Annotated in this window: 20 protein-coding genes and 1 tRNA gene; 9 read left to right on the top strand and 12 right to left on the bottom strand. The window is 60.3% G+C overall.

All coding sequences use genetic code 11. From position 1 onward, the window contains the following. Window position 1: 1 nt before the first annotated feature. Complete coding sequence (gene gatB / locus ACN0X0_RS10480) at window positions 2-1,519, bottom strand: Asp-tRNA(Asn)/Glu-tRNA(Gln) amidotransferase subunit GatB (RefSeq protein ID WP_417279115.1); 1,518 nt, start codon at window positions 1,517-1,519, stop codon at window positions 2-4. A gap of 191 nt (window positions 1,520-1,710) precedes the next feature. On the opposite strand from gatB, the gene ACN0X0_RS10475 reads away from it, so the two are divergent. Further along, entirely contained in the window at window positions 1,711-2,424 is a 714-nt protein-coding gene (locus ACN0X0_RS10475) for a transglycosylase SLT domain-containing protein (RefSeq protein ID WP_417279114.1), read from the top strand. Here ACN0X0_RS10475 and ACN0X0_RS10470 read toward each other — a convergent pair. Beyond that, window positions 2,408-3,547, bottom strand: coding sequence for a Hint domain-containing protein (locus tag ACN0X0_RS10470; protein WP_417279113.1), 1,140 nt, complete (start codon window positions 3,545-3,547; stop codon window positions 2,408-2,410). The two genes, ACN0X0_RS10475 and ACN0X0_RS10470, sit on opposite strands and share 17 nt — an antisense overlap. A 401-nt stretch (window positions 3,548-3,948) precedes the next feature. Here ACN0X0_RS10470 and ACN0X0_RS10465 point away from each other — a divergent pair, with 401 nt between their 5' ends. Continuing rightward, window positions 3,949-5,079, top strand: coding sequence for an aminotransferase class V-fold PLP-dependent enzyme (locus ACN0X0_RS10465; RefSeq protein ID WP_417279112.1), 1,131 nt, complete (start codon window positions 3,949-3,951; stop codon window positions 5,077-5,079). Window positions 5,080-5,251: 172 nt separating this feature from the next. Here the strand turns inward: ACN0X0_RS10465 and ACN0X0_RS10460 are convergent, their stop codons facing one another. The 3 genes from ACN0X0_RS10460 to ACN0X0_RS10450 form a co-directional block, all read right to left on the bottom strand. Next, complete coding sequence (locus tag ACN0X0_RS10460; protein WP_417279111.1) at window positions 5,252-6,472, bottom strand: FAD-dependent monooxygenase; 1,221 nt, start codon at window positions 6,470-6,472, stop codon at window positions 5,252-5,254. A 113-nt stretch (window positions 6,473-6,585) separates the two neighbouring features. Further along, window positions 6,586-6,816 carry a hypothetical protein gene (locus ACN0X0_RS10455; RefSeq protein WP_417261611.1) on the bottom strand — a complete coding sequence of 77 codons (231 nt, stop codon included), beginning with the start codon at window positions 6,814-6,816 and terminating at the stop codon, window positions 6,586-6,588. 154 nt (window positions 6,817-6,970) lie between these two features. Beyond that, complete coding sequence (locus ACN0X0_RS10450; RefSeq protein ID WP_417261612.1) at window positions 6,971-7,621, bottom strand: pyrimidine 5'-nucleotidase; 651 nt, start codon at window positions 7,619-7,621, stop codon at window positions 6,971-6,973. A 145-nt stretch (window positions 7,622-7,766) separates the two neighbouring features. Here ACN0X0_RS10450 and ACN0X0_RS10445 point away from each other — a divergent pair, with 145 nt between their 5' ends. Further along, on the top strand, window positions 7,767-8,411 hold the full coding sequence (locus ACN0X0_RS10445; protein ID WP_226550047.1) for a GntR family transcriptional regulator: 645 nt from the start codon (window positions 7,767-7,769) through the stop codon (window positions 8,409-8,411). Window positions 8,412-8,423: 12 nt separating this feature from the next. Here the strand turns inward: ACN0X0_RS10445 and ACN0X0_RS10440 are convergent, their stop codons facing one another. Then, entirely contained in the window at window positions 8,424-10,847 is a 2,424-nt protein-coding gene (locus ACN0X0_RS10440; RefSeq protein WP_417279110.1) for a glycosyltransferase family 2 protein, read from the bottom strand. 243 nt (window positions 10,848-11,090) lie between these two features. Further along, complete coding sequence (gene carA / locus ACN0X0_RS10435; protein ID WP_417279109.1) at window positions 11,091-12,254, bottom strand: glutamine-hydrolyzing carbamoyl-phosphate synthase small subunit; 1,164 nt, start codon at window positions 12,252-12,254, stop codon at window positions 11,091-11,093. A gap of 340 nt (window positions 12,255-12,594) precedes the next feature. Between carA and ACN0X0_RS10430 the strand changes: the two genes are divergently transcribed. Then, a complete protein-coding gene (locus ACN0X0_RS10430) occupies window positions 12,595-13,056 on the top strand; it encodes a GatB/YqeY domain-containing protein (protein ID WP_417261615.1) in 462 nt (153 codons plus the stop codon). Between the two features lie 128 nt (window positions 13,057-13,184). Further along, window positions 13,185-13,562, top strand: a complete 378-nt coding sequence (locus ACN0X0_RS10425) for a hypothetical protein (protein WP_417279108.1) — start codon at window positions 13,185-13,187, stop codon at window positions 13,560-13,562. 20 nt (window positions 13,563-13,582) lie between these two features. On the opposite strand, the gene ACN0X0_RS10420 is transcribed toward ACN0X0_RS10425, so the two are convergent. The 3 genes from ACN0X0_RS10420 to ACN0X0_RS10410 all read right to left on the bottom strand — a co-directional run bounded on the left by ACN0X0_RS10420 (window position 13,583) and on the right by ACN0X0_RS10410 (window position 16,536). Continuing rightward, entirely contained in the window at window positions 13,583-14,119 is a 537-nt protein-coding gene (locus tag ACN0X0_RS10420; protein ID WP_417279107.1) for a DUF2244 domain-containing protein, read from the bottom strand. Between the two features lie 98 nt (window positions 14,120-14,217). After that, a complete protein-coding gene (locus tag ACN0X0_RS10415) occupies window positions 14,218-14,625 on the bottom strand; it encodes a hypothetical protein (RefSeq protein WP_417261618.1) in 408 nt (135 codons plus the stop codon). Window positions 14,626-14,844: 219 nt separating this feature from the next. Next, window positions 14,845-16,536 (bottom strand): cytochrome c oxidase subunit 1, encoded by a 1,692-nt coding sequence (locus ACN0X0_RS10410; RefSeq protein ID WP_417261619.1) that lies wholly within the window; start codon window positions 16,534-16,536, stop codon window positions 14,845-14,847. Between the two features lie 402 nt (window positions 16,537-16,938). Between ACN0X0_RS10410 and ACN0X0_RS10405 the strand changes: the two genes are divergently transcribed. Beyond that, window positions 16,939-18,201, top strand: coding sequence for an MFS transporter (locus ACN0X0_RS10405; protein WP_417279106.1), 1,263 nt, complete (start codon window positions 16,939-16,941; stop codon window positions 18,199-18,201). 57 nt (window positions 18,202-18,258) lie between these two features. On the opposite strand, the gene ACN0X0_RS10400 is transcribed toward ACN0X0_RS10405, so the two are convergent. Then, complete coding sequence (locus ACN0X0_RS10400; RefSeq protein WP_417279105.1) at window positions 18,259-18,735, bottom strand: c-type cytochrome; 477 nt, start codon at window positions 18,733-18,735, stop codon at window positions 18,259-18,261. A gap of 139 nt (window positions 18,736-18,874) precedes the next feature. Beyond that, complete coding sequence (gene lipB / locus ACN0X0_RS10395) at window positions 18,875-19,567, bottom strand: lipoyl(octanoyl) transferase LipB (protein WP_417279160.1); 693 nt, start codon at window positions 19,565-19,567, stop codon at window positions 18,875-18,877. 169 nt (window positions 19,568-19,736) lie between these two features. On the opposite strand from lipB, the gene ACN0X0_RS10390 reads away from it, so the two are divergent. The 3 genes from ACN0X0_RS10390 to ACN0X0_RS10380 all read left to right on the top strand — a co-directional run bounded on the left by ACN0X0_RS10390 (window position 19,737) and on the right by ACN0X0_RS10380 (window position 22,128). Further along, window positions 19,737-21,104 (top strand): peptidoglycan-binding domain-containing protein, encoded by a 1,368-nt coding sequence (locus ACN0X0_RS10390; protein ID WP_417279104.1) that lies wholly within the window; start codon window positions 19,737-19,739, stop codon window positions 21,102-21,104. Between the two features lie 183 nt (window positions 21,105-21,287). Next, a tRNA-Leu gene (locus tag ACN0X0_RS10385) sits at window positions 21,288-21,374 on the top strand. Window positions 21,375-21,726: 352 nt separating this feature from the next. After that, on the top strand, window positions 21,727-22,128 hold the full coding sequence (locus ACN0X0_RS10380; RefSeq protein ID WP_417279103.1) for an acyl-CoA thioesterase: 402 nt from the start codon (window positions 21,727-21,729) through the stop codon (window positions 22,126-22,128).

Genomic DNA, 22,128 nt, shown 5'->3' with positions numbered 1-22,128 from the left:
ATCAGAGACCGAGTTTGGACTTGACCAGCTCGTCCACCGCTTTCGGGTTGGCCTTGCCGCCGGTGGCTTTCATCACCTGACCGACGAACCAGCCCGCGAGTTTCGGGTTGGCCTTTGCTTTCTCGACCTGCGCCGGGTTGGCGGCGATGATCTCGTCCACGGCGGCCTCGATGGCGCCCGTATCGGTCACCTGTTTCATGCCACGCGCTTCGACGATTTCCGCCGGATTGCCGCCCTCGGTGTAGACGATCTCGAAGAGGTCTTTGGCGATCTTGCCAGAGATCGTGTCCGCTTTGATCAGCTTGACGATTTCGCCCAATTGCTCCGGGCTGACCGGGCTTTCCGCGATGTCGGTGTCGTCCTTTTTCAGACGGCCGAACAGTTCGTTGATCACCCAGTTGGCCGACAGCTTGCCGTCTTCGCCGACAGCCACGACTTTCTCGAAAAAGTCCGCATTCACCGTGTCGGCGGTCAAGACGCCCGCGTCATACTCAGAGAGGCCGAAGTCTTTGACGAAACGTGCCTTTTTCTCATCCGGCAGCTCCGGCAGGCTTTTCGCGATGTCGTCCACCCACTCTTGTTCGATCTCCAAGGGCAGGAGGTCAGGGCATGGGAAGTAGCGATAATCGTGCGCCTCTTCTTTGGAGCGCATTGAACGGGTTTCGTTCTTCGCGGCATCGTAAAGACGGGTTTCCTGATCGACCGTGCCGCCGTCTTCGAGAATGGCGATCTGGCGGCGGGCCTCATAGTCGATGGCCATCTGGATAAACCGCGTGGAGTTCATGTTTTTGATCTCGCAACGTGTGCCGAGATGCGAGAAATCCTGCGTTTCCTGATACTTCTCATACTGGCCCGGACGGCACACGGACACGTTCACGTCAGCGCGCAGGTTGCCGTTCTGCATGTTTCCATCGCAGGTGCCCAAGTAGCGCAGAATCTGACGCAGTTTCAGCACATAGGCGGCGGCCTCTTCGGGTCCACGAATGTCGGGACGCGAAACGATCTCCATCAGCGCCACGCCGGTGCGGTTCAGGTCGACGAAAGACATCGTCGGGTCCATGTCGTGGATCGATTTGCCCGCGTCCTGTTCAAGGTGAATGCGCTCGATCCGCACCTTGCGGGCGATCCCGGGCTCCATATCGACCAGAACTTCGCCTTCGCCCACGATCGGATGATAAAGCTGGGAAATCTGATAGCCTTGGGGAAGGTCAGGGTAGAAATAGTTCTTACGATCAAAGGCCGAGAACAGGTTGATGTCGGCCTTGAGACCAAGCCCCGTGCGCACCGCCTGTTCGACGCAATATTCGTTGATCACCGGCAACATCCCCGGCATAGCCGCGTCCACGAAGGAGACGTTCGAGTTCGGCTCATTGCCGAATTGCGTCGACGCGCCGGAGAACAGCTTGGCCTCAGAGGCCACCTGGGCGTGAATCTCCATCCCGATGACGAGTTCCCAATCCTCTTTCGCACCCGCGATGGTTTTCACTTTCGGTGCGGCATATTCGAGATGGTCAAGCATGGGCGTGTCCCTGATCTGATCGAGCTTTTCTGGCGTTCTAGGCGGTCTCAGGCCCATGGGCAAGAGGGGGCGGGCGCTCGGGCTTTGCAAAGAGGGCTTTCCCGGGCATATATAGACAGCTTGCTGACAAAAGGTGATGTGGTGTGACGTCTGTGTCGAAAAGGATCGTTGGGGCTGCCTGCGCACTACTCATGAGTGCGGTCACATCTGTTTGGGCCCCTGTTTGGGCTTCTGACACCACCTCGACCATGTCCGCGCCGGTTTTGCCCATGTCGGCCAGCCCCGTGCCCCTCCCACGTCCCTATGAAATCCGCATGCCCAAGCTGCGCTGGAAAAATCAGGCGCGCGGCCCGGCGTGGACCCGTGCGGCGATGCGCGCGGTGGCCAGTCATGGGCAGGGGCTGATCAAAACCGTGCCGGGGGACATTCACAATTGGTGTCCGGGCTATGCCACACAAGACGAAAGCGGGCGTGCGGCGTTCTGGGCCGGGCTTCTCTCGACGCTCTCCTATCACGAAAGCACTTGGCGCGAGACGGCGGTCGGCGGGGGCGGGCAATGGTTCGGTCTGGTGCAGATCGCGCCGCCCACCGCGCGGCATTACAATTGTCGGGCGGGCACAGGCGAGGCGCTGAAAGACGGCGAGTTGAATCTGGCCTGTGCGGTCAGGATTATGAACAAAACCGTCGCCCGCGACCGGGTGGTCAGCCAAGGTATGCGCGGTGTCGCCGCGGATTGGGGGCCGTTTCATTCCAGCACCAAACGCGAAGACATGCGCCGCTGGTTGGCCGCGCAGCCGTTTTGCCGACCTATGCTGAAAAGCTCGCCGGTGCCTTTGTTGCGCCCGGTGTCTGAGGAGGGCGACTTGGGCTCTGACGTGAAAGCCGCGCTCAGCTCGCCTTTCTGAGCGACACATCGCGAAGGCCCCGAAGCGCCTTTGCCTCCCAGGATTTCAACTCGTACCGCGACAGCTCGGGCTGCGCGCTCTCGTATTCGAATTCCGGGAACAGCGTCAGGATTTCACACCGCGCCTCATCCGACACGGATTTCAGGGCTTCTTGGCCCGGATAAAGGCTTTCGGTCGGGCAGGCTTCGGCAAAGATGATTTGATGTGCGTCGAACAGCATGTGGTAATACTCCACCATACCGGTGCCATTGCCCCCCTCGACGATGCGGATGCTGTGATCGTTGACCAGGTGCTTGGCCGCGACCAAGACGTCGCGTTCGCCAAACAACACCTCGGCTTGCGGACCGCGCACCAGCATGCGGTGGTTCTGGCTCACCCACATGTCGCGCAAATTGCCGAGCGCGCCCATGCGGATCAGCACTGGTGCCAGCGCCCCCGTTGCGGGCACTTTGCGCGCGCCGATCCAGCGGATGGGCTGGGCCCCGTGATCCAGTGTGTTGACCAGATCGCCCTCTTTCAGCGTCTCGATAAAGCGCGGACCTTCGGGCGTGTCGATCAACGTGCCGCGGGTCAGGCAAACGGCGCCGTTGATGATCTCTTCGGCAAAGGTGTTGTTGTCGATGTTGAAATTGCCGTCGCCCTCATTGTCGACCACGCCATCGCCATCGTAATCCATGTCGGTCTCGTGATCGATCTGGATGATGGGATACAGATCGGTCAGGTCCTGACCCGGTGCGATCAACACGTTGTTGAGGCGCGGGCCCCCGTCGGAGGACACAAGCACATTGGCGTTGAAGCGCAAATAGGTGTCGCCCAGACCGGAGAGATCGCTTTGAATATTGGCCGTCTGGCCGGGGTTCATCGGCTCATAAGTGTAAAGCGCCGTGCCGTTCACGTAATCGGCGGGACTGTCATAGACGACGATGGAGGTGATCTGGCTGGACCCCGAAACTTCGCCATCCGTGACATTCTGGACGGTGATGACGATGACATCGTCTTCCTCGAACGGCATCGTGCCGTTGTGGATCATGATATGCCCGCCGTTGCCGCCGCTGCTGTTGGTGCCGACGGACACATTGTCGAGCAGCGAGCCGCCCATCACCAGAATTTCTTCAGTCGACATCGTGCAGGCCTTCTACTGGAGAGCGGAGGGCATGAGGCATCGCGTCTCCGCGCTTTGTGCGGGACGGTCCAAACTGTAGGGTCACGATGGGCAGGCCCATCACGATACATTCGTCTGTCGGCATGACTGCTCTCTGCCTGTATGTTCTGTCCGGCCAGGGCCGAACGATCTGCCTCGGGTGTCGCATCTTTAGATGGTGCAGATGCGGTCTTTTATTGTGCTCTGGTCAACGCCTTGTTTTTTCGCCTGTCCGGTGCTCTTTTGGACCTGAGACAGAGGTGGCGCTTGGCGCAGAGTATGACGGGGAGGAGGGCTTTCTGTCCAGCCCCGCTGCATTCAGCGCGCCGCAGCCGTGACCTTTGTGCCACCGCAGAGGCCAATCATCATCCGAGGAGGACCCCATGACCGCTTTGCGCCCCGATATCGACCCCGATGGATTGCTCGAATTCTCGGTCGTCTTCACCGACCGCTCGCTCAATCACATGTCGAAGGCCTTTCAGACCGTGATGACCGACATCCACGACACGCTCTGCGAGGTCTACAATGCCGACACCGCCGTGGTCGTCCCCGGCGGCGGCACCTATGCGATGGAGGCGGTCGCGCGCCAGATCGCGGGCGGCGAAGACGTCATGGTGATCCGCAACGGCTTTTTCTCTTTCCGCTGGTCGCAAATCTTCGAGGCGGGCGACATTCCGGCCTCGCAGACCGTGCTGAAAGCGCGCCGCACCGGAAATGAACCGACCTCCGCCTTCTTGCCCGCGCCCTTGGAAGAGGCCGTCGCCAAAATTCACGAGCTCAAACCCGCCGCTGTCTTCGCGCCCCATGTCGAAACCGCTTCCGGCATGATCCTGCCCGATGCCTATATCCGCGCACTCGCGGAGGCCGTGCATGAACACGGCGGGCTCATGGTGCTCGATTGTATCGCCTCGGGCTGTGCCTGGGTCGATATGAAGACGACCGGCGTCGATGTGCTGATCTCCGCGCCGCAAAAGGGCTGGTCGGCTCAGCCTTCTGCCGGGTTGGTGATGTTTTCGGAGCGCGGTGTCGAGGTGGTGAAATCCCGCCAAAGCTCGTCTTTCGCGATAGATCTCGGCAAATGGCTGACGATCATGGAGGCTTATATGGCCGGTGGTCATGCCTATCACGCCACCATGCCGACCGATGCGCTCCGCGCCTTCCGGGACGCCATGCTGGAAACCAAAGCCTACGGTTTCGCGAAACTCTCCGAAGCGCAATGGGAGCTGGGACGGCGTGTGCGTCACCTTTTGGCCGAGCGCGGTTTTAAATCCGTCGCGGCCGAAGGCGTCGAGGCGCCGGGCGTCGTGGTGTGCTACACGGACGATCCAATGATCAAAACCGGCGCGGCCTTTGCGGCCCATGGGGTGCAGATCGCGGCGGGCGTGCCGCTGCAATGCGATGAGGGCGAGGGGTTCTCGACCTTCCGTCTCGGGCTTTTCGGGCTCGATAAGCTCTATGACGTCGATGCCACGATTGCCCGATTGGAAGCGGCCTTGGACGCGGTGCAGGGCTAAGGGTTTCCTTTGTGCCCTAAATACTCATCCGGCCAAAAGGTTTTGAGTATTTGGGGCAGCAAAGGAAACCCACGCGATGCGTTTCAGCGCTTTCTCACGCGCTAACCTTAATCTGATTAACCTTAACGTGTGAGAAATATGAGGCAGTGGTGGCGGTAGAAAAGGGCGTGCCTTAGATCGGCCCGAGCCCCGCTTCCATTACCTTGCGCCGCACCGGGCGCAGGTCATGCACCGCTTTCAGCCCCAAAAGCCGCACCGCGCGCAGGATGTCGTCTTCAGATCGCACCACGCGGTTGAACAGATCGACCACCTTGGCTCGTGCGGCGATGTCGTGATGCCGGGTCTTGGCATAGGCATCCAGCATGGCCTGACCGCCAAGGTCGACCGGATCGTTCTCTGCCAGCGCCAGCAGCTCCGCCAGATCGTTCAAGGAGGTGTTCAGCCCCTGTGCCCCGATGGGCGGAAGCACATGCGCCGCCTCGGCGATCACCGCGACGCGTTCGCTCGACAGCCGGTCGGCGAGCTGGGTGATGATCGGGAAAATCCCCCGCCCGGACGCCAGTTCCAGCTTACCAAACAGCCCCGCAGAGCGCGTGGTCATCGTGGCGTTGAAGGCGTCGACGTCCATGTTCAACAGCTCGGTCGCATAGGGGCCTTTGTTCATCCAGACGATGGCAGAGGCATGTTTGCCGTCGATGTCGGCCAAGGGCACCATGGTGAACGGCCCGCCTTCGCGGTAGATCTCCGTCGAGACATTGTGATGCGGCAGCTCATGGGTGGCGGTGAAGGCCAGCGATTTCTGACCGTAGCGCGTGGTCTTGACGCCGATCCCCGCGGCCTCGCGCAGCGGCGAATTGCGCCCATCGGCGGCCACGACGAGTTTCGCGCGCAGGGTCGTGCCATCGGTCAGGGTGACGCGCGCCTCGCTGGTGCGGGTGAATAGGCTCTTGAACCCCACACCGTAGCGCAACTCGACATTCGGGATGTCGGGCACCGCACGGGCCAATTCGCGGCGGATCACCCAGTTTAGGAAATTCCAGCCAAAGGGCTCATCGCCGCTTTCGCGACCTTCGAATTGCCGCTCGGTGCGGATCACCGCAGGAGTGCCGTCTTCTCCGGGCAACGTGTCGACGATGCGCAGGGATTCGAGCGGCGTCGCATGGGGCGCCAGCGTGTCCCAGATGCCGATGCGTTGGAAAAGATCGCGCGCTGGGCGCAAAAAGGCGGTGGAGCGCAGGTCGGAACTCGCCTCGTCGCCTGTGATGACGGGCTCTGCGGGATCGACCATAAGGGTTTTGAACCCCGACGCCCCAAAGGCCGCCGCCGCGATCAGGCCCGCGATGCCGCCGCCAGAGACCAAGACATCAAAAGTGTCATTTGTCTGGGATGTCATGGCCGGATCTCCTCTGCATCTTCGGGCTTTGCCTCAGAGATAGGTGCAAAAGAGGGGATTGTCCAAGGGGCTACACGATCTGCGCGCCGCCCATTGGAACCGAAACTTAAGGCTCAGCGGCCCATGGTGAGCAGGATCAACACGAGGTAGATCACCGGCACGGTCGCCACGGCGGTCACGCCCAAAACCCAGGGGCCGATCGCGAAAGCGCCGTAGATGACAGCGGCCAGAACCGCGACAACCACCAACAAAAACAGAGCCACACCGCGCGGCGTTGCCTCGCCACCTTCATGGTGTTCATGGGCGTCGTGGGACGGGGTGATGTCGAGAGTGGCGTCAGTCATGTGCGTGCTCCGCGAGTGATGGGGTGCGTCTGTGTTGGATTTCGACCGGAGATACGTGAGGATGTGCCTGTCGTCACGGCGACGGTTTGACGCAGGCCATTGACTTGGATCAAGTGGGCTTGGGCGAAACTGCGGCAAAATTGCCGGGATCAGATCACATCAACTCGCGCAGGAAGCGCGCCAGATCGTTGGTGTGGTGATCGATATGGGGCGCAGGAGGCGCGAGGGGCGAGGGGGCGACATAGACCGTCTTCATGCCGAGCTTGTGGGGCACTTCGAGGTTGCGCGGATCGTCCTCGAACATCGCGGCCTCTGTCGGCGTGACGCCGTCGAGCCCCAGCACCGTGTCAAAGGCCTCTGCACGCGGTTTGGGATGAAACTCAGCATGTTCAATGCCATAGACCGCGTTGAAAATCCCGGTCAGCCCGCGCGCCTCAAGCACACGGTTCGCATAGGGCGCCGAGCCGTTGGTGTAGACAATCTTGCGCCCCGGCAGGTTGGTGATCGCGGCTTTGAGTTCCGCGTCAAATGTCAGGCCCGAAAAATCGATGTCATGCACATAGGTGAGATAGGGCAGCGGATCGGTGCCGTGTTTGGTCATCATGCCCGAAAGCGTGGTGCCGAATTCGCGCCAGTAGTCACTGCGCAGGCGGTTGGCCTCGTCCTGAGAGACATTCAATTCGCGCGCCACCCAATCGGTCATTTTGACCTCGATCTGGGAAAACAGCGCGGCTTCTGGCGGGTAAAGCGTGTTGTCGAGGTCGAAGACCCAGGTTTTCACGTGTGAGAAATGATCGGCTACCATGCGCCTGTGTTAAAAGCCCCCTTCGGCACATGCAAGCCGCCTCGTGTTAGCGCTTGATTGCGGGGGCACTGCATGGCTATGGTTTGGGCCTGCTCGGATGAACAAAACCCGCTGAGTCAAAAGTGAGCCAAAAGAGAGACCTGAGATGAAAGACCCGCGCGCGAGCCAGAAAGATGCCTATGGGCTGATCCTTGAGGCCATCGATACCGGCGTCTATCGCCCCGGTGACCGTCTGGTCGAAAGCGAGCTGGCGGAGCGGTTCGGTGTCTCGCGCACGCCAATCCGCGAGGCGTTGCAGCGGCTCGAGACCCAATCCATGCTCACCCGCGACGGGCGGTCTCTCATTGTGGCCTCTCTGGATCACAACCAGATGGCCGACCTCTATGTGGTGCGCACAGAGCTTGAAGGTCTGGCGGCGCGGCTGGCCGCGCGTCATGCCACCGCCGAAGAGGTCCGCGTGCTGCGCGATATGGTCGAGGCAGATCGCGCCCTCATCGGCCAGCCCGAGCCGATGTCACGCGCCAACCGCCGGTTCCACAAGCAAATTCACCTCGCGTCGCACAACAAATATCTCGTGCAACAGCTCGATCTCGTGCACCGCTCCATGGCGCTTTTGGCAACCACCTCTCTGGCCGCCGAAGGCCGCGGCGAAGAGGCGATCAAGGAGCACGATCTTATCGTTTCCGCCATCGAGGCGCGCGATGGGGAGGCGGCGCATAAGGCGCTTTCTGATCATATTTCGAAAGCTTTTGTCACCCGGCTGAAAATCGACGCGGAAAAAGTGCGTTAAGGGAAAGTGCCTTTAGGCACTGTCGCGACCTTTGTCGATTGGCGACACGCCCGGCACGAAGTCCGGTCTCTCGGCAAAGGCGGCCACATGCGCCCAGTCCGGTGCCCCCGGCGCGTTGACGGCGGGCGGTGGCGCAGGCGTTGTCAGCACGCCCAATTCTTCGGTTTGCTCTGGCGTCGGGCGGATGTCCGGCTGTGGTGCTGGACGCAGGCGCTCCGGGTCGAGGGCCACGGTCGCGGCGTCCATCGCGCGGCGCAGGGCGGGTGTTTGCGGCCCGCGTGACAAGTCCAGCCCAAAGGTCAATCGCCGTCCCGGAACCGGGGCCGAGCCGCCGCTTTCCGGTTGCAAGCCGTCAAAGACAAAGGGCCGCGCCGCTTCGGCCGCCTCGCGCAGAGGCATGGGGGCCTCGTCGCGGGTCGGGTAGAGGACAAGCGGCGCGCGCTTTTCATTCGCGGGGGCATTTCCGGGGGAGATAAGCGGCTTTTTCAAAACGAAAGGCGCGTTCTCGGCGGCCTCAGGGGCAATCGGGTCCGAGAGCACAAGGGGCGGCTCGGCCTCAGTTTCCTCATGAAAGCCGTGATCGTCGATGCCATGCGCGGTCTTATCCCAGTAATAGGGTTTCGACACGACCTCCCAGAGCCCCTTAAGTGCGGCGAGGGTTGCCAGCGGATAGTAGAAATGCAGCGTCGGCACCCAAGGCCAGAGCCATTTGTGTTTCGAGGTCGAGGTGGCGACCATGCTGGTGGCGATGGTGATCACTTCCGAGAACAGGAACACCGCGCCCAGAACCACCAAAAGATCATGCGGCAGCACCCCGCGCATCGGGTGCGGCAGGCCCAAGGGGAACATCCAGAAGGACCACAAAAACGGTGCCAGCACGAATTGCGACAAGGCGCCCAAGAACAGCGCCTGCACCCCGAAAAATCGCCACGGCCCCAGATCGCGCCAGAGCTTGCCGGGCTTTTGCATATGCATGGCGTAGGTCATCGCGTATCCCTTGAGCCAGCGCGAGCGCTGTTTAACCCAGGGCCAGAGACGGCAGTTGGCCTCTTCTTCGGTGACCGTATGCAACAATTCGGTGCGGTAGCCATGGCGCGCCAGACGGATGCCGAGATCGGCGTCCTCGGTCACGTTATGCGCGTCCCAACCACCGAGCTCCTCGATGGCATCGCGCCGGAAAAACAACGTGGTGCCGCCTAAGGGCACGGTCAGCCCCATTTTTTCATAGCCCGGAAGGATGACCCGGAACCAAGTCGCATATTCGACGGTAAAACAACGAGATAGCCAGTTGGTGCGGGCGTTGTAGAAATCCAGAATGCCCTGCACACAGGCGACTTTCGGATCGGCCTGGGCGAAATGCGCAGCGATTTTGTGGATCTGCTCAGGCTCGGGCGCGTCTTCGGCGTCATAGATGCCGACGATGGACCCGCGACAGAAATCCAGCGCGAAATTGAGCGCCCGCGGTTTGGTTTTGACCCCACCGCGCGGCACGATGATTTGCCGCATCCAACGCGGCAAATCGGTCCCTGCGATGGCCTCTTGGGTGACGGTGTCATCCTCTTCGACCACCAGACAGATGTCCAACAACTCGCGCGGATAATTCAGCCGGGACACGCGTTTGATCAGCCTCGTGGCGATCTCGCGCTCTTTGAACAAGGGCACCATGATCGACACGATGGGCAGGGCGGTTTTATTGCGTTTGCTTGCAAATGTGCTTTGCCGGGTCTTGGAATTTCTCGCCTGGGCAAAGGCGGCGGCGAGTTTGAGCGCGGTGGAGATCACCAGCGTGATCACCGCCCATGAGGTCAAAAGGATCGCCGCCGTCAGAGGCGAAATCAACGCGATGAGCAGGCCCAGAACCGCGAGAGACGACATGAGCCGCGTCAGCTTGCGAATGTCCATCTCGCGACAGCTCTCATGGGCCGCGACGCGGGTTTCGGCCTGTGACGCCAGACGTCGTTGACGTGATTTCAACAGCGCTTCGTGCAGCGCGGTTTCCGAGGTGACGGCCAGACGCACCGGGCCGAAAATCCCGGTCAAACGTGGGCGCAATTCCTCGAATTGTTCGGGACGACAGGAGGCGACCAGAACCGTGCCACCCGCCTGCCGCCAGGGCAAAATCCCACGCCGAAGGCATTCGTCGGCTCCGATGCGGTCGATGAGGCGCACATCGGGCGGGCTTTGATCAAAGCGGGCGATCTCGGCGTTGAACTGGCGGGCGAGTGCGGTGTAAAGCGCGCGCTCGCTGACCATGCCGTGGGCCAAAAGAATATCGCCGATCCGCGCGTCTTCACGTTGACGCATGGCGGCGGCGCGCACCAGATCGCCGGGGGCCAATTCACCCATCTCGACGAGGATTTGTCCGATCGGTTTGCGACTGCGGAGGCGCGGCGCGGGAGACGGGATCGGAGAGACGCGTTGAGTGGCAGACAGCACAAGAGGAGCCGCGGAGGTTCCGTGGCTTTTGAATGTCGGAAACTGTTGATGCCTGTCAAAGGACATCCGACCCCCGCTGTCTGCGGATCGGGCACATCCCGACCGCGTTTGGACACCTTGGAGGACGCTTGGTTAACAACGCGTTAACCGCGACTGTGAAAGTGGTAAATGCGGCGCTCAGGACACGAAAAAGGCGGGCAAAACCCGCCTTCTCTTAACCTTAATACCGTCCGCTCAGGCAGATCAGGCGGTTTCGCGCTCTGCCATAGCCGCCGCGAAGCGTTCGAACAGGTAGTAGCTGTCCATCGGACCCGGCGAGGCTTCGGGGTGGTATTGCACGGAGAACACCGGCTTGCCCTCGACCGCAATGCCGCAGTTGGAGCCGTCAAAGAGCGAGATATGCGTCTCTTTCACGCCCTGAGGCAGGCTCTGCGCGTCCACGGTGAAGCCGTGGTTCATCGAGGTGATTTCCACCTTTCCGGTGTCGAGATCTTTCACCGGATGGTTGGCGCCGTGGTGGCCGTGGTTCATCTTGATCGTCTTGGCACCCAATGCGAGGGCCAGCATCTGGTGACCGAGGCAAATGCCGAAAACCGGCAGGTCTTTGTCGAGCACACCTTTGATCATCGGCACGGCATATGCGCCGGTCGCCGCCGGATCGCCCGGACCGTTCGACAGGAACACACCGTCGGGATTATGGGCCAGAATCTCGTCTGCGGTGGCGGTGGCCGGAAGCACGGTCACGTCGCACCCGGCAGAGGCCAGACAGCGCAGGATGTTGCGTTTCGCGCCAAAGTCCACGGCCACAACCTTGAAGCCCTTGCCCTCACGTTTCGGGTAGCCATCCGGCCAAGCCCACCGCATCTCGTCCCACTGGTACGATTGCGCACAGGTGACGTCTTTGGCGAGGTCCAGCCCCACAAGACCGGAGAACTCGCGCGCCTGTTTGACCAAAGCTTCGATGTCGAACTTGCCTTCCGGGTCATGCGCGATGGCGACATGCGGCGCGCCCTGTTGACGGATCGCGCGTGTCAGACGGCGGGTGTCGATGCCACCCATGCCGATGCGACCGCGTTTCTCGAGCCAGGGACCAAGGTCTTCCTGCGCGCGCCAGTTCGACGGGTCGGTCGGGTCCCATTTGACCACCATACCGGCCGCGACCGGGTCCGTGGTCTCGTCATCCTCGGCGTTGACGCCGGTGTTGCCGATGTGCGGGAAGGTGAAGGTGACGATCTGTCCGGCGTAGGACGGATCGGTCATGATCTCCTGATAGCCGGTCATGGCGGTGTTGAAACACAGTTCTGCGGTGGTGGTTCCGGTCGCACCGAAGCCTTTCCCGTAGAAGACAGTGCCATCGGCCAAAGCCAGACAAGCGGTTGGATTTCCGGACTGTAGACCAGATGCCATGGCACGACTCTCCTATATGGGCAAAATTGGCCGGAACCTAAGGAAAGGGGCGGGCAGCGTCAAGCACTCGGGGGGCGATTTTGAGCTTAAATATAGAGTGTAATGATTTCAATTATTTATGGCATGTATCGCCGATGGTGAACGGTGCTTGAGCTTGGTCGCCTGTTTCGCTATGTTGGCGTCTTGCGACTTCACTAAAGCGTTTTGCGTTTTGTCTGAGGCAGGTCATCTGAGGCAGGTAAAAAGCGAAGCGCAGTGTTTGATATAACCGTAGTATGGCGTTTCCCGAAAAATCTGTCACTCAGGTTCTTCGTCAAACGCTTCAGGGGATGAGGCCCATATGGATATGCGAAGCCGGCTGAATGCCGCATTGAAAACGGCGATGAAGGAAAAGGACAGCGAGCGTCTGGCGACGCTGCGCCTGATCAACGCCGCCATCAAGGACCGCGAGATTGCGGCCCGTGGCGAGGGCGAGGATGTGGTTGTCTCTGACGACGACGTGCTGGGCATTCTCGGCAAGATGGTCAAACAACGTCAGGAAAGCGCAAAAGCCTTTGAAGAGGGCGCGCGTCTTGAGCTTGCGGAAAAAGAGCGGGCCGAGATTACGATCATCGAAGAATTCCTGCCGCGTCAGTTGAATGCCGACGAGGTCACCAAAGCCGTCGAAGACGCCATTTCTGAGACCGGCGCGGACAGCATCCGTGACATGGGCAAGGTGATGGGCGCTCTGAAGGCCAAATACACCGGCCAGATGGATTTCGGCGCTGCCGGGCCCATGGTCAAGGCACAGCTCGGCTGCTGAGGCGGTCAAAGCGTGTACATCATGAGAGGTCGCTTTCGGGCGGCCTTTTTTCATGCCTTGGGCGTTTGGAGTTTCCTTTCGCGCTGAATGCCGTATACCGCGACCCGTATCAAGTGAGGAGTTTTGCTATGAAAATGAAGATGTTGTGCGGCGCGGTGACCATGGGGGTTTTGGCGGGGTGCGATCCGACAAGCGTCACGCAATCGATGCACCCGGACTACGTCCGCCATGAGGTGACGTCGCAGGACGGCGAGAGCGAATATGCCTTTCTCTGTGCCCCACAATCGAATGAGGCGGCGACCAAAGCCCAGCTCGCAAAAGCGCGTCAGATGACGGATACCCATCTCGAAGCCAGCGCTGAGAGCATGTTTGAGCAGATGATGAGTGACGGTGATTTCACCACCTGGGACGCCTATAAGGTCACGCGCGACAGCCAGAAACAGGCGGATGTTTTCGTTAAGGCGCTGAAGGCCGAGACGGGCTGTGTCCTCGTCGAGGCGGAGTGATCTCGGCGCAGATCAGGCGCTTAATTCGACCGTTTTAGCTCTGACAACGTGGTCATGAGATCGCGATAAAGGCTTTGGCGCTCTTCCGGGCTGAGAAAAGCGCCAAGCTCCACCTCGCGCGTTTGAGCCGGTCCGCCACCTTTCATCGTAAGATACTGCTCCACCTTGCCCTCTTTCGGGTGGAGCGTCAGGCGCAGCCAATAGGGGTTGGCCTGCCATGTCAAAGCGGCGCCCTTTGCGGGCCAATGGGTCAGTTCCACACGATCGGGCCAGATCAGCATCTCTTCGCGCAGCCGGTCCCGGTCCGAACGCCTGAGCGCCACCCAAAGCGCCGCGAGTGCCGTCATCATGAAGATCAGCAGGACCCAAAAGGCGATGGTGCCGATGAAAGGCACCACGGGGATCAACCCGCCGCAGAACATGATCCAGATCGTGGCGGAAAAGCCTTTGCCCTTGAGCGAGCGATGCGGCCAGAGATCGAGCCGCAACACAGGCGCGTCCTCCTCAGGAGGCCGGGGCAGGGGCGTGATTTGATTGGGCGTCCAGCGATAGGGCATGGGGGAGATCGGTGCGTTTCCTTCACCTTAGGCCCTTCATGGCCACAGGGGAAGCGATGTCTTTGCGCCGCTCTATGAGGTGCGTGTGGTGGCCTGTGTCACAATGTCAGGCACCAGTCGCTATCCCCATCTTCGATCAGCATGCCGCGCGACTCGAAGGCGCCGATCCGCTCTGCGTCGAAAGCATAATAGGCTTTAATGCGTTGCGCCTGGGTGGCGTAAGCGCCGTTGCTGCCATGTTCGAGAATGGCCACGAACCCCGTCGAAGGGTGCGCGGGAAAAAGCGCTGCGGCGCTGGCTGCCTCCTGGCTGGTCCATTTGCAATGGGTGATGCGGTCGATTTCGGTGGCGAGCGCGTCGATCTGACTGCGCACGTTCATCGCGTCGGGATTGAAGAGCGGTTCCGGCGAGGTGATCAACATGGCGACACGGGTTTTGCCGTCGCGCGGGTCGTAGATTTTCGAGAATTGTGGCGGATGCCAATGGTCTGACACGAAGGTCGCCATGGGGGGCTCCCCGGTGTCTCGTGATTTAAAGAAAAACGCCAACATTCGCTTGCTCCTGACCGCTTGAGATCAAGGCTACTGAGGAAATCGGCGCAAACCGTGGCCGGTTGAGGGCAAAAGTTGCCCAATGTCTTAAACGGTTAACGGCGGATCGAGCGGGCTGCATGAAAAAGGCCCCGCATCTCTGCGAGGCCTCTCTTGATCCGGTGTGGCACTGTCTTAGTGCGAATGCTGGTGATCCCAGTCTTCGCGCTTCGGCAGCGTCTCGAACGTATGCTCCGGCGGCGGGGAGGGCAGGGTCCACTCCAGCGTGTCGGCATATTCGTTCCAGTAGTTGTTCTCGGTCACGCGACGGCCCGCAAAGAGCGTGTAGAACACGATGCCGATGAACAGGATGAAGGAGGCGAAGGACAAAAGCGCACCGTAAGAGGAGACTTTGTTCCACATCGCGAAGGCTTCCGGGTAGTCGATGTAACGACGCGGCATGCCCTGACGGCCCAAGAAGTGCTGCGGGAAGAAGGTCAGGTTCACGCCGATGAAGAAGAGCCAGAAGTGCAGCTTGCCCGCCCATTCCGGGTACTGACGGCCCGACATCTTGCCGATGTAGAAATAGATCCCGGCAAAGATGGTAAAGGCCGCCCCCATCGACATGGTGTAGTGGAAGTGAGCGACGACGTAATAAGTGTCGTGATAGGCCCGGTCCACACCCGCCTGAGACAGCACGATGCCGGTGACGCCACCGATGGTGAAAAGGATCAGGAAGCCGAAAGCGAAAAGCATCGGCGTCTTGAACTCGATGGAGCCGCCCCACATGGTGGCGATCCAGGAGAAGATTTTTACACCTGTCGGCACGGCGATGACCATGGTGGCCATCATGAAATAGCTCTGCTGCGTCAGCGACAGGCCCACGGTGTACATGTGGTGCGCCCAGACGACAAAACCCAGAACCCCGATCGCGATCAGCGCCCAGACCATCGGCAGGTAGCCGAACACCGCTTTGCGCGAGAAGGTCGCGATGATGTGCGAGATCAGGCCAAAGCCGGGCAGAACCACGATGTAGACTTCCGGGTGGCCGAAGAACCACAGGATGTGCTGGTAAAGGATCGGGTCACCACCGCCAGCGGGCTGGAAGAACGATGTGCCAAAGTTACGGTCGGTCAACAGCATGGTGATCGCGCCCGCCAGAACCGGCAGGGACAAAAGGATCAGCCAGGAGGTGACGAAAATCGACCAGGCAAAGAGCGGCACTTTGAACATGGTCATGCCCGGTGCGCGCATATTGAGCATGGTGGTGATCATGTTGATCGCGCCAAGGATCGACGAGGCGCCCGAGACGTGCACCGCAAAGATCGCCAGATCCATGGAATAGCCGCCCTCTGCGGTCGACAGCGGCGGATACAACACCCAGCCCACGCCGGAGCCCGACTGGTTGTTGCCACCCGGTGCAAACAGGGATGCGATCCCAAGCGCCACGCCACAGACATAGAGCCAGTAGGACAGGTTGTTCAGACGCGGGAACGCCATATCCGGCGCGCCGATTTGCAGCGGCATGAAATAGTTGCCGAAACCGCCGAACAACGCCGGGATCACCACGAAGAACATCATCAGAACGCCGTGATAGGTGATCATCACGTTCCAAAGATGCCCGTTCGGGTCACAGTTTTCGGCACCAAAGCCCGAAATCAGACGCGCGGCGGATTCGCCCGCTTCATTGAGACACATGAACTGAACGCCGGGCTCCATGAGCTCGAGGCGCATGTAGACGGTGAAACAGACCGAGATGAACCCCACGACGGCCGCCGTGAAGAGATACAAAATCCCGATGTCTTTATGGTTGGTGGACAGGAACCAGCGGGTAAAGAACCCCCGGTTGTCCTCGTGTTCATGCCCGTGAACGGCTGCGTCTGCCATGCGGTCCTCCCGACTAATGCGTGGTCATGCGTACAGTTTATGCGCTTGAAAGCGGTGTTGATGCGTCTCTCCGCCGCCCCCTTTTCGGGAGTCATATCGCGGAATTACCATTTGTCTTAGAGCTTCACGAAGACGAGAGCAATAATTTGGCGCATTTTGTCGCAATAAAAATGCAGCTTTGGGGCTTGAAACTTTTGTTTTGGCTCAGTTTGCCGGTCCGGAGGGTGTCTCGCTTGCGGTGGTTTCGGGCTTCGGCTTAAAGCGGTTCTGCTTAAACCTGTTTCCGGGTTTGAGCAGAACCGCAGTGCAACGTCGAAGCGGAGCGCGCGTTTCGGCTTTATGTGATAGATCAAGTTAAAGTCGAAACGCTTTAGGGTCGGCTTTTAACCGGAACCTGATCTGATGTTGTATTTCGCTTTTCGTCGTTTCGTCATTGCCAGCGGATTGACCAATCTGGCGGATGGGGTGGCCGTAGTGGCCTGGGCCTGGCTCACCTCTTTGCTGACCCGTGATCCTCTGATCATCGCGCTGGTGCCGGTGATGTTGCGCCTGCCGTGGTTTCTCTGTGCCATTCCTGCGGGGATCGTGACGGATCGGGTGGATCGGCGCCGGTTGATCGTGGCGATGGATGTACTGCGCGCCTTGGCCTTTGGTGGCACGGCTTTGGCGATTTTTTGGGCTCTGCCCTTGGCGGAGCCGCCCGACACAGGCCTGTCGTCACCTGCACTTTTCACCGTGTTGATCCTCGCGGCCTCCATCGTGGGGGTGGCCGAGGTTTTTCGCGACAATGCCGCCCAGACCATGCTGCCAAGCCTCGTGGCACATGACGATCTGGAACACGCCAACGGTCGGTTGTGGAGCGTCGAGATGGTCGGCAATGCCCTGATCGGTCCCGCTCTGGGCGCGTCGCTGTTGGCCTTCGCATTGCCTTTGCCATTTTTCGTCAACGCTTTGGCCTATCTGACGGCCATTTTCCTCGTCGCGGGCCTCAAAGGCACGTTTCGCCCGAAATCCAACGGCCCCCGCAACTGGCGTCGTGAACTCAAAGAGGGCTTCGCCTTTCTCAGAGACGCGCCGCTGTTGCGCGCACTGGCCTGGATCACCGGCTTTTGGAACCTGTTCTTTCACATGGTCCTGATCGCGCTGGTGCTGCATGTGCAGGAAAACCTCGGCGTCGAAGCGCAGGTCTACGGCCTGATCCTGACCGGCGGCGCCATCGGCGGTATTTTGGGCAGTTGGAGCGGCGGCTGGGTGGTCAAGCGTCTTGGCGCGGCCAAAACCGCGCAAATCTCGCTCATGGCTTCGGTGCCTGCGTTTCTGGCGATCGCCTTCGTGCCGGGGCCGGTGTCTTTGGCGCTCACACTCGGGGTGTTCGAATTCATGGGCATTCTGTGGAACACCGTCTCGGTGTCCTACCGCCAACGCACCATTCCCGACGCGCTTTTGGGCCGGGTCAACAGCCTCTATCGCCTCCTGGCCTGGGGGATGATGCCGGTCGGGTTGTTTTTGTCGGGCGTCATCGTGCGGCTGTTCGACGGGATCGTGCCAAGAGAGACCGCGCTGATCCTGCCGTTTCTCGTGGCCTCTTTCGGCGCATTTGTCCTCGGCCTGTTGGGCTGGCGGGTGCTGGGGCGCGGGTTTACCAGATCGCAGACCAGACCCTAGAAATGAAAAACGCCGCCCCCGAAGGAGCGGCGTCTTAAATGCTCACGCAGCAGGCGCTTATTCGGAAGCGGCTTCTTCTGCGGGGGCTTCTTCCATCTCCGCCGGTGCCTCTTCGGTCATTTCAGGCGCCGGAGCAACAGAGGCGAGGAAGGCCACGATGTTCGACGCGTCCTTGATCTTAAAGGTCATTTTCGAACGACCGGAGCCACCATGGGTGTCGATGAAGGCGGTCGGGTCCATGGCATATTCGACCAAGAGTTCCGGGGTCCAAACCATGCCGGTCTCGCCCACGGCGATGATACCGTCGCCGTATTTGAACCCGTCGACAGAGGCCACCGGACGGCCCACGACGCCGTAGAGGTTCGGGCCGGTCTTGCCGCCACGCACGATGGCTTCGCCCGCATCGTCCACAACCATGTGGCAGGCTTTGCATTTGTTGAATTCTTTCTCACCCACGGCAGGGTCGCCTTCGGCAACAGCAGCGGTGGAGGTTGCCAACAGGGCGGCGGCTGTGAAGGCAAAAAACTTATTCATAAGGGTCTCTCTCCCGATTCATGTGTCCCAACTCAGAATACCGAGTTTGACTGGTGTTACCAGCCCGGGCATCTCCTACTTTGATCTTACTCAAGTGCCGGGGCGCGTTTGGGCTTGATCGAGACGTTTGGCCGCAGGGTCACTCTGCAAAAACCGTCCCGAAGCTGCGTTTCAACGCCATATCCACGTCTTCCATCGTCACTGGCAGGCCGAGATCGACCAGAGATGTCACCCCATGCTCGCGAATGCCACAGGGCACGATGCCGTCGAAATGCGACAGATCCGGGTCGACGTTGATCGACAGCCCGTGAAACGACACCCATTTGCGGATGCGCAACCCGATCGCGGCCACCTTATCCTCGGGTTTCTGACCCAGTGCCGTGAGCTGTTTGTCATCGCGCACGACCCAAACGCCGACACGGCCTTCGCGGATCTCGCCCTTGATGTTGAACTCATCTAACGCGGCGATCACCCAGGCTTCCATGTCCTGCACGAATTTGCGTACGTCTTTCCCGCGTTTGCTCAGATCGAGCATCGCATAGGCCACGCGCTGGCCCGGACCGTGATAGGTGTATTGCCCGCCGCGCTTGCTCTCGTAGACCGGAAAGCGATCCGGATCGACAAGGTCCTCGCGCCGCGCAGAGGTCCCGGCCGTATAGAGCGGCGGATGTTCCACGAGCCAGATCAACTCATCGGCCTCGCCCTTGGCAATGGCCTCCGCGCGCGCCTCCATTTCGGCCACGGCCATGTCGTAATCCGTCAACCCGTCAGAGATTCGCCACTCGACCATATTGCGCCCGTCCTTGCCTGTGTCCGTTGCCTTGGCTCTGATCTAACGCGGCAAAGGCGCCGCGAAAAGGGGCAGGGGCTTTGCATTTTGAGAATTAAGGTCGGGTTTTCCATACCCCGTTGAGAGTTTCTTTAGGATTTGGCCAAAAACCTCTCAGAAGATCACGATCCGGTGATAGGCTTGGACATATGTGTAAAATGAGGGGGATCTCATGCGTATCAAATATTTCATCTCCGCGGCTCTGGCCTCTGCCCTGATGCTCGGAACCACGTCTCGTGTTCAGGCCGATGGCGGCGATTTCATTGCAGGGGCCGTGATCGGCGGCCTTCTGGGCGCGGCCAGTCAGCAACCGAAAAAGAAAACCACCACCTCGACGCGCAGCTATCGCCCGCGTCTGCCCTCCACGCAGGAAGGCAAGGAAATTCAGGCCTCGCTCAATTACTTCGGTTTCAACGCGGGCTCCGTCGATGGCCAGTTGGGGCAAAAAACCCGCAACGCCGTGTCTTCTTATCAGACCTATCTTGGCTATCCGGTGACCGGTCAGCTCTCGCCGTTTGAGCAGGAGTTGCTGATCTCGTCCTACAATCGCGCGCAGGCCGGGGGCATGCAAACGTCTCAGCTTGTGGCGGCCAGCCCAGATGGCACGCGCGGTCTTTTGAAGCAATACCGCTCCGAGATGGCCTCTGGCGGCGCCACTATGGCGGGCGCCCCGATGATGGCAGCACCCGGCACCACCGTGGTCGTGAACCCGGTGATGCCGCAAGGACAAGGAATGGGGCAGGGCACGTTGACAGCGGCCGCCCCTGCGCCGACCGCTCCTGCCGCAGGAGGCATGCCTGCTTTCGCCGCCGCCCAGCCGGAAGGCGCGATGCCGAGCTTCATGGGCAATGGCGCGACCGTGTCCTTGGCGTCGCATTGCAACAAGGTCTCCCTGATGACCAACACCAACGGCGGGTTCGTCACCGAGGCCTCCATGGCCGATCCCAACCAGGCGCTGAACGAACAATTCTGCCTGGCGCGCACCTATGCGATCAGCACCGGCGAGGATATGATTTCCAAGGTTCAGGGCTTTACCCCCGAACAAATCGCCCAGCAATGTCAGGGCTTTGCCCCCACGATGTCGTCGCAAGTCGCCGCCCTGTCGATCCAGCCGCGCGATCAGGTTTTGACCGACACTTCGGCTTTCGTGCTGAACTCCGGCATGTCGCCGGCGCAACTGGCCTCGACCGCGAAAATCTGTCTCTCCGTCGGCTATCGCACGGATGATATGGATGTGGCGTTGGCCTCGTCTCTGTTGCTCGTCGCCTTGGGTGAACGGGCGTACGGCGAGCTTTTGGGTCATCACCTGAGCCAAGGCGTCGGCGTCACCCGTCGCCCCGATCTGGCGCAGGCCTGGTATGGTGACAGCCTCTCCGCCATCGACGCCGGCATGCCCGCCGTCTTCGCGCCGGGGCAGCCTGAACGGCAGGGCCTCTTGCGCAAGGCCTCCATGTCCTTGAGCGGCGTGGTGATCCCGCAACCGGCCCCCGTGGTGCCCACCTCCGCACCCGCGCTGCCGAGCTTTGGTGTGACGGAATAAGTCTGGAAGTCTCTCGGGTTAAACCTCTAAGGCCGCCACGGGTTCTCCCATGGCGGCCTTTCTCATTCGCGCCCTGTAGACTGCGCAGCAAAGCGTCCACAAAAAAATCTGTCCGAGGGTCAATTTTCCTCTTTCCTTCCCCGAACCGCTTCGCTAAATAGCCCCTCACCAAGCCTAGACAGTGCGGTCGTGGCGGAATTGGTAGACGCGCAGCGTTGAGGTCGCTGTGGGGTAACTCCCGTGGAAGTTCGAGTCTTCTCGACCGCACCATTGGCTCTTTGCGAAAGCAAAGATGCCGAAACTCTCACAACGCTTTCATGTGTCAGTCGTTTTTGGAAAAAAACGATGAGAGCATTTGGGGCTAAGCTTTGCCTCTCTCCTGCACCAACATCATCTTCTGAAAGAAGATGATGGAACACACTCCCAAACATTAGCAGGCGGCAGTCGTTTTCGGCACGAAAACGATGAGAGCCTTTGTGCCCTTGAGTGCAGCCCACTCAACACCTCATCCCCCGCCATGCACCCAGACCAATGCCGCTTTGCGTGTTGGATCAAAGGCTTGAGGCCTCGTCTCTGGCGTGCCATTTGAAATCCATAGATCACAAGACAATGGACTTTCAAAATGTCAGACGCACATACACCCGAGGGCATGGAGCTGACGCTGCGCACGCTCGCGATGCCTGCCGACACCAATGCCGCGGGCGATATTTTCGGCGGATGGGTGATGAGCCAGATGGACCTCGCCGCCGCCATTCGCGCCAATGAGCGCTGTAACGGGCGCACGGTGACCATCGCGGCCAATGAAATCGTGTTCAAGAAACCGGTGAAAGTCGGCGATACGCTCTGCGTTTACACCGCCGTCGATCAGGTCGGGCGCAGCTCCATGGTGATCCGCATCGAGGTCTGGGCCCGGCGTGCCTATACGGCGCAGCGCGAACATGTGACCGAGGCGCGGTTCACCATGGTGGCCGTCGATGCAGAGGGCAAACCGCGCGAAGTTGGCCCGTCGCCGGAGCAGGTGTAA

Origin of the sequence: Celeribacter sp., from assembly GCF_048270365.1 — a bacterium.
In the GTDB taxonomy this organism is placed as follows: Bacteria; Pseudomonadota; Alphaproteobacteria; order Rhodobacterales; family Rhodobacteraceae; genus Celeribacter.
This window is presented reverse-complemented; position numbering and strand designations above follow the sequence as displayed.